This is a genomic window from Arthrobacter sp. Z1-15, assembly GCF_054792395.1.
Genome location: NZ_CP096454.1, coordinates 3,388,246 through 3,404,167, shown reverse-complemented (window position 1 = coordinate 3,404,167; position 15,922 = coordinate 3,388,246). Strand labels below are relative to the sequence as shown.

13 protein-coding genes are annotated in these 15,922 nt (G+C 66.4%); 9 read left to right on the top strand and 4 right to left on the bottom strand.

Annotated features, from left to right (window positions below):
• The first annotated feature begins 52 nt into the window (after positions 1-52).
• The 5 genes from M1D40_RS15765 to ccsB all read left to right on the top strand — a co-directional run bounded on the left by M1D40_RS15765 (position 53) and on the right by ccsB (position 5,200).
• On the top strand, positions 53-715 hold the full coding sequence (locus M1D40_RS15765) for a histidine phosphatase family protein (protein ID WP_461169443.1): 663 nt from the start codon (positions 53-55) through the stop codon (positions 713-715).
• A 94-nt stretch (positions 716-809) separates the two neighbouring features.
• A complete protein-coding gene (locus M1D40_RS15760) occupies positions 810-1,409 on the top strand; it encodes a TlpA family protein disulfide reductase (RefSeq protein WP_461171074.1) in 600 nt (199 codons plus the stop codon).
• Between the two features lie 98 nt (positions 1,410-1,507).
• Positions 1,508-2,224: a cytochrome c biogenesis CcdA family protein gene (locus M1D40_RS15755; RefSeq protein WP_341395314.1), complete on the top strand. Its 717-nt coding sequence runs from the start codon at positions 1,508-1,510 to the stop codon at positions 2,222-2,224.
• A gap of 127 nt (positions 2,225-2,351) precedes the next feature.
• The gene (resB, locus tag M1D40_RS15750; RefSeq protein ID WP_461171073.1) at positions 2,352-4,106 is read left to right on the top strand and encodes a cytochrome c biogenesis protein ResB; all 1,755 of its coding nucleotides are present in this window, start codon (positions 2,352-2,354) and stop codon (positions 4,104-4,106) included.
• Positions 4,106-5,200: a c-type cytochrome biogenesis protein CcsB gene (gene ccsB / locus M1D40_RS15745; RefSeq protein WP_461169442.1), complete on the top strand. Its 1,095-nt coding sequence runs from the start codon at positions 4,106-4,108 to the stop codon at positions 5,198-5,200. The genes resB and ccsB overlap by 1 nt, the downstream gene beginning before the upstream one ends.
• 405 nt (positions 5,201-5,605) lie before the next feature.
• Here ccsB and M1D40_RS15740 read toward each other — a convergent pair whose 3' ends face one another.
• The gene (locus M1D40_RS15740; protein ID WP_341395256.1) at positions 5,606-5,986 is read right to left on the bottom strand and encodes a PLD nuclease N-terminal domain-containing protein; all 381 of its coding nucleotides are present in this window, start codon (positions 5,984-5,986) and stop codon (positions 5,606-5,608) included.
• 121 nt (positions 5,987-6,107) lie between these two features.
• Here M1D40_RS15740 and M1D40_RS15735 point away from each other — a divergent pair, with 121 nt between their 5' ends.
• Positions 6,108-6,416 (top strand): DUF4229 domain-containing protein, encoded by a 309-nt coding sequence (locus M1D40_RS15735; protein WP_341395257.1) that lies wholly within the window; start codon positions 6,108-6,110, stop codon positions 6,414-6,416.
• Between the two features lie 63 nt (positions 6,417-6,479).
• Here M1D40_RS15735 and M1D40_RS15730 read toward each other — a convergent pair whose 3' ends face one another.
• The 3 genes from M1D40_RS15730 to M1D40_RS15720 all read right to left on the bottom strand — a co-directional run bounded on the left by M1D40_RS15730 (position 6,480) and on the right by M1D40_RS15720 (position 9,558).
• Positions 6,480-7,364 carry a 1,4-dihydroxy-2-naphthoate polyprenyltransferase gene (locus tag M1D40_RS15730; protein WP_341395258.1) on the bottom strand — a complete coding sequence of 295 codons (885 nt, stop codon included), beginning with the start codon at positions 7,362-7,364 and terminating at the stop codon, positions 6,480-6,482.
• A gap of 90 nt (positions 7,365-7,454) precedes the next feature.
• Positions 7,455-8,597, bottom strand: a complete 1,143-nt coding sequence (locus M1D40_RS15725; protein WP_341395259.1) for an AMP-binding protein — start codon at positions 8,595-8,597, stop codon at positions 7,455-7,457.
• 7 nt (positions 8,598-8,604) lie between these two features.
• Positions 8,605-9,558 (bottom strand): 1,4-dihydroxy-2-naphthoyl-CoA synthase, encoded by a 954-nt coding sequence (locus tag M1D40_RS15720; RefSeq protein ID WP_461169441.1) that lies wholly within the window; start codon positions 9,556-9,558, stop codon positions 8,605-8,607.
• A 98-nt stretch (positions 9,559-9,656) separates the two neighbouring features.
• On the opposite strand from M1D40_RS15720, the gene M1D40_RS15715 reads away from it, so the two are divergent.
• From M1D40_RS15715 to narJ, 3 genes are read left to right on the top strand one after another with little or no spacing between them, the layout of a single operon-like run.
• Positions 9,657-13,391 carry a nitrate reductase subunit alpha gene (locus M1D40_RS15715; RefSeq protein ID WP_461169440.1) on the top strand — a complete coding sequence of 1,245 codons (3,735 nt, stop codon included), beginning with the start codon at positions 9,657-9,659 and terminating at the stop codon, positions 13,389-13,391.
• A complete protein-coding gene (gene narH, locus M1D40_RS15710; RefSeq protein ID WP_341395262.1) occupies positions 13,391-15,190 on the top strand; it encodes a nitrate reductase subunit beta in 1,800 nt (599 codons plus the stop codon). The genes M1D40_RS15715 and narH overlap by 1 nt, the downstream gene beginning before the upstream one ends.
• On the top strand, positions 15,187-15,885 hold the full coding sequence (gene narJ, locus M1D40_RS15705; protein ID WP_341395263.1) for a nitrate reductase molybdenum cofactor assembly chaperone: 699 nt from the start codon (positions 15,187-15,189) through the stop codon (positions 15,883-15,885). Before narH ends, narJ begins: the two co-directional genes overlap by 4 nt.
• Positions 15,886-15,922 lie beyond the last annotated feature (37 nt).

Genomic DNA, 15,922 nt, shown 5'->3' with positions numbered 1-15,922 from the left:
TCAAGTATTTTCCAGATTTAGTTCACGGCGCTTCCTCTGCGAAACTTGTTGCATGTCCCGTGCCTCGATCCACCTCGTCCGCCATGGAGAAGTCTTCAACCCGAACGGAGTCCTCTACGGGCGCCTGCCGGAATTCCATTTGTCCGACCTGGGGCAGGAGATGGCCCGCCGCGTCGCCGGTCACTTTGAAACCCGCAGGAACGACGGCGCGAAGCTGGTGCACCTGGTGGCCTCGCCGCTGACCCGGGCGCAGGAGACCGCTGCGCCGATCGCCGCCGCCCTGGGCCTGGAAATCACCACCGACGAACGCATCCTTGAGGCAACCAACCGCTTCGAAGGCCTTTCCGGCGTCACCAGCCGGCTGCGCAACCCCCGGTACTGGCCGCTGATGTACAACCCGCTCAAGCCCTCCTGGGGCGAGCCCTATGCAGCCCAGGTGGAACGCGTGATGGCCGCCGTCCAGGACGCCCGGGTTCAGGCGTTGGAGCTGGGCGGAGACAAGGCCGAAGCCGTGCTGGTCAGCCACCAGCTGCCCATCTGGGTCACCCGGCTCGCCGCCGAGGGCCGTAAGCTCTGGCATGATCCGCGCAACCGCCAGTGCACCCTGACCTCCGTTACTACGCTGGATTTTGACGGTGACACGCTGATCGGCGTCCGCTACGCGGAGCCGTCCGCAGACCTGCTGCCCGGGGCTGCGAATATTCCGGGAGCATAATAGAATTACTACGCGTTGTAGAAGTGGCAGCCCCCGCCGCGATGAAAGCTGGAAATAGTTGAAAAATCCTCAGAGCATTCCCCAGCCGGATGCCATGCGCCGCCGCTCCTTCCTGAAGTTCGGAGCCGGTCTGGCCCTTGGCGTACCCCTGGTGACGGCAGCGGCCGGCTGCGCCGTCGAGGATCCCCTGGCAGCACAGGCCAAAGCGGGGGACAACAAGAACTACATCGCCGGCGACGGGTCCGTCACCGAATACGCCTCCGACCAGCGCGGGGAGCCGGTGAAATTCTCCGGCACTCTCTTTGACGGCACAACCGTCCCCTCCTCGGACTTCGCCGGCGACGTGGTTGTGCTGAACTTTTGGTACGCGGCCTGTGCCCCGTGCCGCAAGGAAGCCCCGGACCTGGTGGAACTGCACGAGATGTTTGAGCCCGAGGGAGCGCGCTTTTACGGCGTGAACATCCGGGACGAACGCAGCACCGCTGAAGCCTTTGAGCGTTCCTTCGCCATTCCCTATCCCAGCTACCAGGACAAGGACGGCGGGATCCTGCTGGCCATGACGCAGTTCGTGCCGCCGTCGGCCGTTCCCACCACCCTGGTTCTGGACCGTGAGGGCCGCGTTGCCGCCCGGATTCTCGGGCTGGCGGACAAGAGCACCCTGAAGGCCCTGATATCTGACGCGCTGGCAGCTTAGCCGGCATGTTTCCTTCCGCCGTCACAGCCGTAACCGCCGTCCCCGCAGCAGCGCTGCCGGCCGCGAACGTCTTCGCCGAGACCATCCTCAACGGATCCATGCTCCTGGCCATCCCGGTGGCGGCTCTGGCCGGCCTCGTGTCCTTCCTCTCGCCGTGCGTTCTGCCGCTGGTGCCGGGCTACCTGGGCTACGTCACCGGGCTTACCGGCGTCGATCTGCAGAAGCAGCGCCGCGGACGGATGCTGGCCGGAATCGGGCTGTTCGTCCTCGGATTCTCCGCCGTTTTTGTCATCATCGGCGCAGGCGTCGGACAGCTCGGCGGCTGGCTGCGCGGTGCCGACCAGGCCTGGATTCCGCAGGTTTTGGGTGCGGCCATCATTGTCCTCGGCATCGTCTTCATGGGCGGACTGAGCTGGTTCCAGCGGGACCGGAAGATCGCCGCCAGGCCGCCGGCCGGGCTCTGGGGTGCGCCGCTGCTTGGCATCACCTTCGGGCTGGGCTGGGCGCCGTGCCTCGGACCGACCCTGTCCGCCGTGCAGCTGCTCTCCTTCTCCGGTGACGACGCCACCGCCGCGAAGGGTGCCTTCCTGACCTTCATTTACTGCCTTGGCCTGGGACTTCCGTTCCTGCTGATCGCGCTGGGCTTCCGGCGGGGGATGGGTGCGCTGAGCGTTTTCCGCCGGCACCGGCTCGCGATGCAGCGGTTCGGCGGCGGCATGCTGATTGTCCTGGGCATCCTGATGCTCACAGGTGTGTGGAACATCTGGATCAACGATCTCCAAGGTTGGTTGGATAGTGTGACCCTGCCGATCTGATGAGCGCGGCACCCACCTGCCGCAGCTCCTGCCCAGCACGAACCCTCCACAGAACTATGAGAACCAGTTGAACCGTGAACCGGATGTTTTGACCGAAGCCGAGAAAAACGGCGGCAGCACCGCAGCCGTGCCCGGAAAGGGCGGCAAGGGCGGCAAAAACGGCGGCCGCGGCGGCGATGTCCAGCTGCCCTCGCTCGGCCCGCTGGGTCTGCTCCGCTGGGCCTGGACCCAGCTGACCAGCATGCGGACGGCGCTGTTCCTGCTCCTGCTGCTGGCCGTGGCGGCAGTGCCGGGCTCGCTGTTTCCGCAGCGTCCGGCCAACCCCGCCGTGGTCACCCAGTATCTGGAGGACAACCCGGACACCGGGCCCTGGCTGGACCGGTTCCAGCTGTTCGACGTGTACTCCTCCGTCTGGTTCTCGGCCATTTACCTTCTGCTGTTCGTGTCCCTGATCGGCTGCGTCATCCCGCGGGCCAAGGCCCACTACCGGGCCATGCGCTCAAAGCCCCCGCGCACCCCCAAGCGCCTGTCCCGGCTGCCGGAATACGGGACCCTGGCCATCCCGGCGTCGTCGGGCCTCACCGCAGCGTCCGCCGTCGAGCAGGCAGCGCAGATGCTGCGCAAGCGCGGCTACCGGGTGGACGTCCGCGACCTCGACGGCGACCGTCCGTCAGTGGGCGCCGAACGGGGCTTCGCCAAGGAAGTGGGGAACCTCGTGTTCCACACCGCCCTGATCGGGGTCCTGGTCTCCATCGCCGTCGGCGGGCTGTTTGGCTACAGCGGCCAGAAGATTGTGGTGGAGGGAGAGTCCTTCGTTAACACCCTGGTTGGCTACGACTCCTTCACCCCCGGCACCAGCTTCACCGAGGAGCAGCTGGCTCCCTACTCGCTCACGCTGGACAAATTCGATGTCGAATTCGACCGTGAGTCGCAGACCCACTACGGCCAGCCGCTGGACTTCGCCGCAACCATGACGGTGAAGGACAGCCCGGACGCCGAAGAGCACACGGAAACCCTGAAGGTCAACGCACCGCTCACCATCGGCGGCAGCCGCATCTACCTCGTCGGCAACGGTTACGCCCCCGTGGTCACGGTGCGCGACGGCGAGGGCAACATTGCGCTGCAGGGCCCGGTTGTCTCCGTCCCCAGCGACGGCATGTACACCTCCCTGATGGTGATCAAGGCTCCCGACGCCAAGCCGGACCAGCTCGGCTTTGTGGGCTTCTTCCTGCCCACGGCCATGCTTGACGACCAGGGCGTGTCCTACTCCGGTGATCCGGATCCGTTCAACCCCCAGCTGAACCTGAACGCCTACTACGGCGATCTGGGCCTGGACGAGGGAGTGCCGAGCAACGTCTACGTGCTCGACACCGAAAACCTGACCGAGATCAACAGCCGGAACCTGGACGACGGCGGCATCGTCCTGGGCGCCAACCAGACGTACGAGCTGCCCGAAGGGAAGGGTTCCATTACCTTCGACGGCATCAAGCGGTACGCCGCACTGGACATCCACTACGACCCGGCCAAGGTCTGGGTCCTCGGTTTCGCCACCCTGTCGCTGGCCGGCCTGGCCGCTTCGCTGTTCCTTGCGCGCCGCCGCGTCTGGATCCGCTCCGGTACCCATGCCGACGGGCGCATCATGGTTGAATACGGGCTGCTGGCCCGCGGCGAAGACCAGCGGTTGTCCAGCGAGGCGGCCGCAGTCCGGACGCTGCTGGAGAAGCAGTGGTTGGCGGGCAGCGGCGCCGTGGAGGACAATGGCGCGGGGGACACATCCGCTTCGGGCTCCGGAGCGCACAGCACACACCGGGACGCAAAGCCCGAAGCATCAGCGGCGGACAGCAATGCCGCTCAGGAGAAGGAAACAGGTAAGGACTCGTAATGCCCTCCATTGACTACACCCTCGCTGAGTACAGCGAGCTGTTCATGCTGTTGGCGGCGTTCGCCTATACGGTGGCGTTCCTGGCCTTCACATGGGACCTCGCACAGAGCAGCAGGACCATCAAGGCGGTGGAGAGCAGGGTGGCGCAGCAGGGCGCTGCGGTTCCGGCGAAGGCTGAAGCACTCTCCGGCGCATCCGCCCGCACCTCCGGTTCCGCCCGCGCGGGATCTTCCGGATCGGACAGCTACCTCGCGGACGGCAATGTCCGCGGCTGGGATGCCGACGGCGAGCCCGTTGCGCAGACCGCCGACGCCTCCATGGGGTACGTCGGAGCGCGCCGGAACAGTGCGCGCGTCGCCGTCGCACTGACCGTCCTGGGCGCCCTGATCCACACCGCCGCCGTCGTCTCCCGCGGGCTCGCAGCGCATCGGGTGCCCTGGGGCAACATGTACGAGTTCTGCACCACCGGCGCCCTGGTGGTGGCCGTTGTGTTCCTGCTGGTCCTGCTCAAGCGCGACCTTCGCTTCCTCGGCACCCTGGTGCTGGCCCTGGTCCTGATCATGATGATGGTTGCCACCATCGGCTTCCCGACGCCGGTGGCGCACCTGATTCCGGCCCTGCAGAGCTACTGGCTCATCATCCACGTTTCCGTGGCCGTCATTGCCTCCGCTCTGTTTACCCTCACCTTCGCCATGTCCGTGCTGCAGCTGCTCCAGGCCGACCGCGAGACGAAAATCCGCGCCGGCGGAACGTCCAAGCTGGGCTTCCTGCGGATCGTCCCGTCCGCACAGAGCCTGGAGAACTTCTCCTACCGGATCAACGCCGTCGCCTTCGTCCTCTGGACCTTCACCCTGATGGCCGGTTCGGTCTGGGCCGAGCAGGCCTGGGGCCGGTACTGGGGCTGGGACACCAAGGAAGTGTGGACCTTCGTGATCTGGGTGGTCTACGCCGGCTACCTGCACGCCCGCGCCACCCGCGGCTGGACCGGTACCCGTGCCGCGTGGCTGTCGATCGTCGGCTACCTGTGCGTGATCTTCAACTTCACCATTGTGAACGTCTACTTCGCCGGCCTGCACAGCTACTCCGGCGTCTAGCCAAGCGCCGGCGGACGGATTGTCCGCAGCCCCAAGCCCGCCTCCCGGTTCGCCGGGAGGCGGGTTTTTTGCTGCCCCCGCCCGCGCCGCCGGTACGGAGGGGCCGCCAGTCGTCACGGAGGGCCGCTGAGCGGGAGCCATTAGCCGTGAAGGGGCGGGGAGGGGCTGGGAGGGGCTGGGAGGAGCTTCGCCGCACGGGTTCCCACTCTTCGTGGCTGAGGGGGCTGGTGGGGCAACTCCTGGCACGCGAGAACTCAGAGAGTGGGAACCTGTGCGGATGGACGCCCGGCCCCGCCGCCGTGCCCGGCCCCCTGACAACCCGCCGCCGTGCCCGCCGCATTACAAAGAAACCCGCCCCCGGAGTGCGGGAGCGGGTTTCCTGGAGGTCAGGTAGTGGGCCGGCTGCTAGCTGCTCGGCTTCTCATCGTCGTTCTTCTTCTGTCCGGCCTGTTTCTCCCGCTCGCGCAGCTCGGCCTCGCGGCGCTTGAGCTCGGCTTCTTTCGCCTGCTGGCGGCGCCGGAGCTCGAGGTTGCGCAGGAAGTCCGGATCGTCATCGGGCGCGGTGGGGCGGCGGGGCTTGCGGTTCTTCGGCTCCGGTCCGCTTTTGGGGCGGCCGAACAGGAACCACAAAAGCGCGCCGAGCACGGGCAGCAGCACGATCGTGAAGAGCCACGCAGTCTTGGAGATGCTGCGCACCTCCTGTGCCCGCGACATGACGCAGTCGATGATGGCATAAATAATGACGGCGGCGACAATGATGACACCGAAAAGCACGAGGCGAGGCATGTATCAATTGTAGTGGAGCAGGCCACAGCTGTGTCCTCCCGACCGGAGCCGGGCGGGTCGGTAACCGGTCCAAGAGCCCGGCGAAGACGCGCAAAGGCACGGGAGCGCCTAGAATGGGCCTGTGGCTTTCTGGAAATTTACCGCTCTCCGCCTTGGTTTGGTGGCCCTCTTCTTTGCTGCATGCGTCTGGCTGGGCCTTGGCCTGGTGTTGTCTGCGATTGTCGGCGCCGTGCTCGCCTGGTGCGTCACCTACCTCTTCTTCCGCGAGATGCGCGACGCCGCGGCCCGCAGCGTGCAGCATCGCTTCCGCGGCGATGCGCCGCCCTCGCGCAACAAGGCGGAACTGGACGACGCCGGCGCGGAAGACAGCCTGCTTGACGCCCATCCGGACGTGCAGATCGACAACGACCGCAAGCCCCGCGGCAAGTAGGCCCCCAAGCGGGCAAGCAGGTCCCCGCAGGCAGGCCCCGGAGGCAAGCCCGGCTAGTAAGCCCTAGGCCAGCAGCCGGGTCAGGACGAGTCCGAGGCTGAACAACAGGGAGAAGCCCAGGTTGATCAGTCCGGTCTGCTGCAGGACCGGGATCAGGCTCCGGCGCTTCTTGCCCTTGAGCATGAGCCAGCTCGGCATCAGGCAGGCCGGGATGAGCAGCAGTACCAGCAGCACCCAGGGGTAGTCCGCGGCGATGAACAGCGGCAGCAGGATGGCCAGCGCCAGCATCATGACATAGCTGATCCGGGCGGCCTCATCGCCCAGGCGCACGGCCAGGGTCCGTTTGCCGGCTTCACGGTCCGTCGGGATATCCCGCACGTTGTTGGCCATCAGCAGGGCCATGGCGATCAGCCCGGTTCCCACGGCGCCGAGCACCGACGGGAGGCTGATCTGGCCGGCCTGGGTGTAGGTGGTTCCCAGGGTGGCCACGAGGCCGAAGAAGACAAACACGAAGAGATCGCCCAGGCCCATGTAGCCGTAGGGGTTCCGGCCGCCCGTGTAGCCCCAGGCCGCGGCGACGCAGCCCAGGCCCACCAGGATCAGGAACCAGGTGGAGGAGAGGACGATCAGGGCCAGCCCGGCAAGCATCGCGGCGCCGAAGCACGCAAAGGCGGCGTACTTGACCTGCTTGGCGGGTGCTGCGCCGGAACCGGTCAGCCGCAGCGGGCCCACCCGGTTGTCGTCGGTGCCGCGGATGCCGTCCGAGTAGTCGTTGGCGTAGTTCACGCCCACCTGGAGCAGCACGGCCACCAGTGCGGCCAGCACTGCGTGCAGGGGTTTGAAGGAACCCAGGTCGTATGCTGCCGCCGTTCCGATAATGACCGGCGCCACCGCCATCGGCAGGGTGCGGGGGCGGGCTCCTTCTAACCACTGCGCGGCTGTAGCCACAATCAACGTCCTTTTACTTGAGTGATGTTCAACGTTCTATTCTTCCGCAGCCGTGGAGCGCGGAAGTTCCCCGGGCAGGGGCACTGCAGCTCAGGGGTGGGTGTGCCCCGCGGCATCCAGCAGCAGGCGAAGGCCCATCCGGTCCGTTTTGCCGTTGGGCAGCAGGGGAAGGGCCTCCAGCAGCAGGACCACTTTGGGCACCGCGGGCTTGCCGAGCGAGGAGCGGACAGCGTCCTTCACCTTTTCGGGATCTACGGAGCCGACGACGGCGGCACCCACCAGGCTGCCCCATTCCGGGCTGTCCAGGCCCAGGACCACGGCTTCGGAAACTTCGGGCAGCTGCTCGATGGAGGCTGCGACGGCGGCGGCTGAAACTTTGATGCCTCCGGTGACAATCACGTCATCGAGCCGCCCGGAGACGGTGACCAGACCGTTCTGCACGCTGCCGGCGTCGTCGGTGCGGTACCAGCGTTTTCCGGAATTGAAGCGGAACCGTTCAGCGGTCAGCTCCGGCCGGCCCATGTAGCCTTCGGCCAGGACGTCCCCGGCAATCCACAGGGATCCGGACTCCACAACGACATCGACGCCCGGCAGCGGAACGCCGTCGTACACGCAGCCGCCACAGGTTTCGCTCATTCCGTAGGTGGTGACGACGTTCAGGCCCTGGGCCGCGGCGTCGGCCAGCAGCCCGGCACCGGCAGGTGCTCCGCCGAGGAGGATAGCGTTGAAACGGCGCAGCACGCGCAGGGTCTCGGGTTCCGGGTTGGTCAGCAGCCGGTGCAGCTGGGTGGGAACCAGCGACGTGAAACGGTTGCGGTCGGTCATTTCGGCGGCGGCCTGCGTGAACCGCGCCGCGCTGAAGGATCCCGACGTGTCCATAAAGACGGGGTGCGTTCCGGCATACAGGGAGCGGATGAGCACCTGGACCCCGGCAATGTAATGCGCCGGCAGTGCCATCAGCCATTGCCCGTCGGCATGCAGCGCCATGGCCGTGGCCATGGACGAGGCTGCGAGGGCATCAGTGGTGAGCATGGTCTGTTTGGGTGCGCCCGTGGACCCGGAGGTGCTGATCACCAGGGCTATGTCATCGTTGGGCAGCTCACCGGAGAAGGTCTGGTCCGGGTTCGCGTGCGGGGCGACGGCGGGGCCCTCGCCGGCGAGGGCGGCGGCCAGCGGAGCCAGAAGCGTTTCGGCGTTGAAGCCTGCGGGAGTATGGACGGTCAGCAGTTCCATGGCGGGCCTAGAAGTAGTAGGGGAAGGAGGACCAGTCGGGATCCCGTTTTTCGAGGAAGGCTTCCTTGCCCTCCACAGCTTCATCGGTCATGTAGGCCAGCCTGGTGGCTTCCCCGGCAAACACCTGCTGTCCGGCCAGGCCGTCGTCCGCGAGGTTGAAGGCGAACTTCAGCATGCGGATGGCCTGCGGGGACTGCCGGGCAATGTCGGCAGCATACTCCAGGGCAACCTTTTCCAGGTTCTCGTGGTCCACCGCTTCGTTCACGGCGCCCATGGCCACCATGTCCTCGGCGGAATATTCACGGGCGAGGAAGAAAATCTCGCGGGCCTTCTTCTGTCCGATCTGCCGGGCCAGCAGGGCCGAACCGTAGCCGGCGTCAAAACTGCCCACGGTGGCGTCGGTCTGCTTGAACTTTCCGTGCTGCCGCGAGGCGATGGTCAGGTCCGAGACCACGTGCAGGCTGTGGCCGCCGCCGGCAGCCCACCCGTTAACGACCGCAATGACCACCTTGGGCATGGTCCGCATCAGGCGCTGGACTTCCAGGATGTGCAGGCGTCCGGCGCGGGCCGGATCAATGGTCTCCTTCGTCTCGCCCTCGGCATACCGGTATCCGTCGCGGCCGCGGATCCGCTGGTCGCCGCCGGAGCAGAAGGAATGGCCGCCGTCCCTTGGCGAGGGGCCGTTGCCGGTGAGCAGGACAGTGGCGACGTCGGGGGTCATGCGTGCGTGGTCCATGGCCCGGTACAGCTCATCCACGGTGCCCGGGCGGAAAGCGTTGCGGACTTCCGGACGGTTGAACGCGATGCGCACCGTCGGCAGGTCGCGCACGATGCCGCCGTCGGCTGTGCGCTCCACTTGGCGGTGGTAGGTCATGTCCTGCAGGTCCTCAAATCCTGAGACAAGACGCCACTGCTGCGGGTCGAAAATATCGGACACCTGTTTTGGAAGTTCTGTGCTCACAGTTCCGAGTTTATCGCTCCGCCCCAAACCGGCCGTGAGGGAGGCATTTTGGCCTCAGGTACTGTCACCGCACCGCGGCTCTGGAATACGTTGGCACCATGGCTGGCTCCGCACCGGGGATCGATGGCCCCGCATCCGATGCAATGCTCAAGCTCGGCAGGTTCTTCACCCGCTGGGATGAAACCGCTGACGGCAGGGCGGTTTTCCGTGAAGGCGGGCGGAAGGGGGATTCCTTCTACCGCAACCGGTGGAGCCACGACAAAGTGGTGCGCTCCACGCACGGAGTGAACTGCACGGGTTCGTGCTCCTGGAAGGTCTACGTCAAGGACGGGATCATCACCTGGGAAGCGCAGGAAACCGACTATCCGACGGTCGGTCCGGACCGGCCCGAATACGAGCCCCGCGGTTGCCCGCGCGGGGCCGCCTTCTCCTGGTACACCTATTCGCCCACCCGTGTCCGCTACCCGTATATCCGCGGCGTGCTGCTGGAAATGTACCGGGCGGCCAAACGCGAGACCGGCGACCCCGTGCTGGCCTGGGAATCCATCATTAACAACCCCGAGCGGCGCCGGACCTACCAGCAGGCCCGCGGCAAGGGCGGGCTGGTGCGCTCCAGCTGGGCCGAAGCGCTGGAAATGACGGCAGCCGCCCATGTCTCCACGATCAGGAATTACGGGCCGGACCGCTGCACCGGGTTCTCACCGATCCCGGCGATGTCCATGGTTTCGCACGCGGCCGGAGCGCGGTTCATCAACCTGATCGGCGGGGTGATGAACAGCTTCTACGACTGGTACGCGGACCTGCCCGTGGCCAGCCCGCAGGTTTTCGGTGATCAGACCGATGTGCCGGAATCCGGTGACTGGTGGGACGCCACGTACCTGATGATGTGGGGGTCCAATATTCCGGTGACCCGCACCCCCGATGCGCACTGGATGGTGGAGGGGCGGTACCGCGGCACCAAGGTGGTTTCGGTCAGCCCGGACTACGCCGACAACACCAAGTTTGCCGACGAATGGCTGCCGGCGCAGGCCGGTTCGGACGGCGCGCTCGCCATGGCCATGGGGCACGTGATCCTGAAGGAGAACTTCGTGGAGCGGCGGGTGCCGTTCTTCGAGGACTATGTCCGGCAGTTCACCGACCTGCCGTTCCTGGTCACCCTGGAGAAGCGCAGCGACGGCAGCGTGGTGCCGGGCAAATTCCTCACCGCCGCCGATCTGGGCCACAGCGAGGCCAAGGCCTCCGACGCGGCCTTCAAGACGGTGCTCCTGGACCGCGACGCCGGCACCCCGGTGGTGCCCAACGGCTCGGTGGGTTTCCGGTACAACGACGACGACGCAGGCAAATGGAACCTTGACCTGCAGGGCGTGGTGCCGGCCCTGTCCATTGCCGACGCACCGTCGTGGGGACGCGAAACGTCCAGGGTGGAGCTGCCGGCGTTCACCGAACCGACCGGCGTCGGCTCCGTCCTGCACCGCGGCGTGCCGGTGACGACGGTGGCGGGCCGCACGGTGACCACCGTCTTTGACCTGATGCTCGCGCAGTACGGAGTGCCGCGGCCCGGCCTGGGCGGAGACGGACTGCCGGGGGAGTGGGCGGCGGGCTACGACGACGCCGGCACCCCCTACACCCCGGCCTGGCAGGAAGAGATCACCAACGTCCGGCCGGACGCAGTGCTTCGCACGGCCCGGGAGTTCGCCGCCAACGCGGAGAAGTCCAAGGGCCGGTCAATGATCATCCTCGGCGCCGGCATCTGCCAGTGGTACCACGGCGACGTGACCTACCGGGCAATCCTGGCCATGCTGATGCTGACCGGTTGCGAGGGCCGCAACGGCGGCGGCTGGGCGCACTACGTGGGGCAGGAAAAGTGCCGTCCAATCACCGGCTGGGCAGCCATGGCCTCGGCCGGTGACTGGAACCGCCCGCCCCGGTTCATGATCGGCACCGCGTTTTGGTACATGCACACCGACCAGTTCCGCTCTGACGGCTATTCTTCGGATTCCATGCAGTCTCCGCTGGCGCAGGGGCATTTACGCGGTTTGCACACGGCGGACGTCATCGCGAAGTCCACCCGGATGGGCTGGATGCCGTTTTATCCGCAGTTCGATAAGAAGAACTCCCTGGACATCGCGGACGAGGCGGCCGCGGGCGTGGCCAGGGGGGAGGCCGCGGATGAAGCGAGCTGGGTGGCGCGGCGGCTCAAGGACGGGAGGCTGCGGTTCGCCGTGGAGGACGTGGACGCCCCGGAGAACTGGCCCCGGACCCTTATCCTGTGGCGCTCCAACCTGCTGGGATCCTCGGCCAAGGGCGAGGAATATTTCCAGAAGCACCTGCTGGGCACCCTGAACAACGTGATGGGCAAGGACCACAGTGAAGCCCGGCCCGCCGACGTCGTCTGGCACGAAAACGCGCCGCAGGGAAAGCTGGATCTGCTCGTTTCGGCGGACTTCCGGATGACCAGTTCCACCCTGCTGTCCGACGTCGTGTTCCCGGCCGCCACCTGGTACGAGAAGAACGACCTCAACACCACGGACATGCATCCCTACATCCATGCGTTCACTCCGGCCATCTCACCGCCGTGGGAGGCCAAGACCGACTACGACCTGTTCCGGCTGCTCGCCGAGGAGTTCTCCCGCCAGTCCGCAACCCATCTGGGGGTGCGCAGGGATCTGGTGGCCACCGCCCTGACGCACGACACACCGGGTGAAATTGCGCAGCCCGGCGGGCATGCCCCGGACTGGAAGGGAACGGACATTCCCGCAGTCCCGGGAAAGAACCTGCCCGAGCTCAAAGTGGTGGAACGGGATTACACGGCCATCGGGGAGAAATTCGTTGCTGTGGGTCCGCTGGCGGAGAAAGTCGGATTCACCACCAAGTACGTGAAGTACGACGTGTCCAAGCCGCTGGCCCAGCTGGCGCGCAAGAACGGAGTGTTTGACCGCGGCGCGGCAGCCGGCCGCCCGGCGGTGGACACCGACGCCAAGATGGCCGAAGCGATTCTGCTGTTCTCCGGCACCACCAACGGCGCGCTGGCCGTGCAGGGCTTCAAGACGCTGGAGAAGCGCACCGGCGTGCCGCTGGCGGACCTGGCCGAGGGGGCGGAGGACAAGCAGATCACCTTCCGCGACACGCAGGACCGGCCGACGCCGGTGAACACGTCCCCGGAATGGTCCGGCTCCGAGACCGGCGGCCGGCGGTACGCGCCCTTCACCATCAACATTGAGCGGCTCAAGCCCTTCCACACCCTGACCGGGCGGATGCATTTCTTCCTGGACCACGACTGGCTGCAGGACATGGGAGAGGCGCTGCCGATCTACCGGCCGCCGCTGGACATGCACCGTCTGTTCGGAGAGCCGGCGCTGGGCACCCGCGGGGAACTCTCCGTGGCGGTGCGCTACCTGACCCCGCACAACAAGTGGTCGATCCACTCCGAGTACCAGGACAACCTGCTGATGCTCTCGCTTGCCCGCGGCGGGACGGCGGTGTGGATGAGCACGGAGGATGCGGCGCTGATCGAAGTAAAGGACAACGACTGGGTGGAATGCGTCTCCACCAACGGGGTGCTGGTGGGCCGGGCCATCGTGAGCAGCAGGATGCCGGCCGGGGTCCTGTACGTGCACCACGCGCAGGAGCGGATTATCGACGTTCCCAAGTCGGAGGCCACCGGACGGCGCGGCGGTATCCACAATTCGGTGACCAGGATCCTGGTCAAGCCGACCCACATGATCGGCGGCTACGCGCAGCTGTCCTGGGCCTTCAACTACCTCGGGCCCACCGGCAACCAGCGCGACATTGTCACCGTAGTGCGCAAACGCTCCCAGGAGGTGCGGTACTGATGCGAATCATGGCACAAACGGCAATGGTGATGGCACTGGACAAGTGCATCGGCTGCCACACCTGTTCGGTGACCTGCAAACAGGCCTGGACCAACCGCGCCGGAACCGAGTACGTGTGGTTCAACAACGTGGAAACCCGGCCCGGGCAGGGCTATCCCCGGCGCTATGAGGACCAGGAAAAGTGGAAGGGCGGCTGGGAGCTGAACAGCCGCGGCAAGCTGAAGCTGAAGGCCGGCGGACGCCTCGCCAAACTGTTCGGCATCTTCGCCAGCCCCGTCCAGCCCGAACTGAACGACTACTACGAACCCTGGACCTACGACTACGAAAACCTGATCAATGCCCCCGCCGGCAACGATTTCCCGGTCGCAAAGCCCAAGTCCCTGATTACCGGCGAGGACATGAAAATCACGTGGTCCGCCAACTGGGATGACAACCTGGGCGGATCGGAGCGGACCGAACTCCAGGATCCGGTGCTGGAGAAGATGCGCCGGGAATCGGAAGAGAAGGTAAAGCTGGAGTTCGACTCCACCTTCATGTTCTATCTGCCCCGAATCTGCGAGCACTGCCTGAATCCCTCCTGCATGGCGTCCTGCCCCTCGGGCGCCATCTACAAGCGGGAGGAGGACGGCATTGTGCTGGTGGACCAGGACCGCTGCCGCGGATGGCGGCAATGTGTCACCGGCTGCCCCTACAAGAAGATGTATTTCAACCACCGGTCCGGCAAGGCGGAGAAGTGCACCTTCTGCTACCCGCGCATCGAGGTGGGCATCCCCACGGTCTGCGCCGAAACGTGCGTGGGCCGGCTGCGCTACATCGGCATCTTCCTGTACGACGCCGACAGGGTCACCGCCGCCGCGTCCGTTCCAAACGAGCAGGACCTGTACGAGGCCCAGCTGGATCTGATGATGGACCCGAACGATCCGGACGTCATCGCCGCTGCCCGGGCCGAGGGAATTCCGGAGGACTGGCTGGACGCGGCCCGGCGCTCGCCGGTGTACGCCCTGGCCAAGGAGTTCCGGGTGGCCCTGCCGCTGCACCCCGAATACCGGACCATGCCCATGGTCTGGTACGTCCCGCCACTGTCACCCATTGTGGACGTACTCAAGGAGCAGGGGCACGACGGCGAGAGCGCCGACAACCTCTTCGGTGCCATCGAGGCACTGCGGATCCCGGTCGAGTACCTGGCGGAGCTCTTCACCGCCGGTGACACGGACCTGGTCACGGGGGTGCTGCGCAAGCTCGCCGCGATGCGGGCCTACATGCGCAGCATCACCCTCGGCGACCTGCCGGACGAGAAGATCGCGTCCGACGTCGGGATGACCGGCGAGCAGATCGTCGCCATGTACCGGCTCATGGCCGTGGCGAAGTACGAGGAACGCTATGTTATCCCCAGCGCCCATCTGGAGGACGCCCACAACCTGGAGGAGATCGGCTGCTCCCTTGATGTGGAGGGCGGGCCCGGAATGGGGCAAACCGGAGTCTTCGGTGAGGCGTCCGGGCGGCCGATGCCGGTGGCCGCAGAGAACTTCGCTGCTCTGCAGGCTCGCCAGCGCGGTGAGGACCCCACCGGCAACGGTGACCTGGGCGGGCGGGTGAATCTGCTCAACTGGGACGGCCGAGGCTCGCCCAAGGGCCTTTTCCCGGCGGATAACAACCGCGGTGCCCCCGGCACTGTTGGCGGGAGCCCGGGATCGACCGGGGACGGCAAGGGGGCTGTGTATGACCAGGCCGAGGGGGACGGGCCGCAGTCCGACCGCGGCCGCGAAGACGGGCCCGCCGGGGGAGGGGGAGCAGCGTGAGCCTGTTGGAGAAGCTGCTGGGCAAGGCAGGTAAGGGTACTTTCGATCCGGAGCCGTACCGCGACGCCCACCCCCGGCGCAGCGCTGTAGTCCGGCAGGCTGCGGGGCTGCTGCTCGAGTATCCCGACGAGACGCTGGTTGACCTTGTCCCGGCCCTGAAGGAGGCGCTCGCGGAAGCGGGAGCAGACACGGGGCCCGTGGAGGAGCTCTTCGCTTCACTGACGGACCGTCCCCTGCACGAGGTGCAGTCGGAGTACGTCCAGGAATTCGACCTGTCCAAGCGGCACAGCCTGCATTTGACCTATTGGACCGACGGCGACACCCGGCGCCGCGGTGAGGCCTTGGCGGCATTCAAGGAGATCTACCGGGCGCACGGGGCGCTGCCCGAGGGAACGGAACTTCCCGACTACCTGCCTTTGGTGCTGGAGTTCGCGGCAAAGGTGTCCGCTGCGGACGGCTACGAACTGCTGCAGCGCTACCGCCCTTCGCTGGAACTGCTGCGGCTGGCCCTGCGCGACGACGGACTGCCCCACGCAGGGGCGCTTGCCCTGGTCTGTTCCACACTGCCCGGCGTTTCCCCCGAGGACCGGCAGACCGTCATGCAGACCGCAGGCTACGGCCCGCCCACGGAGACGGTGGGCCTGGAGCCGTACAGTTCGCGGCTGCTGCCGATTTCTGAAAGGAATTCCCCGTGAGGCGTGCCGACGTTCCCCTGGATGTTCCCCGCGACGT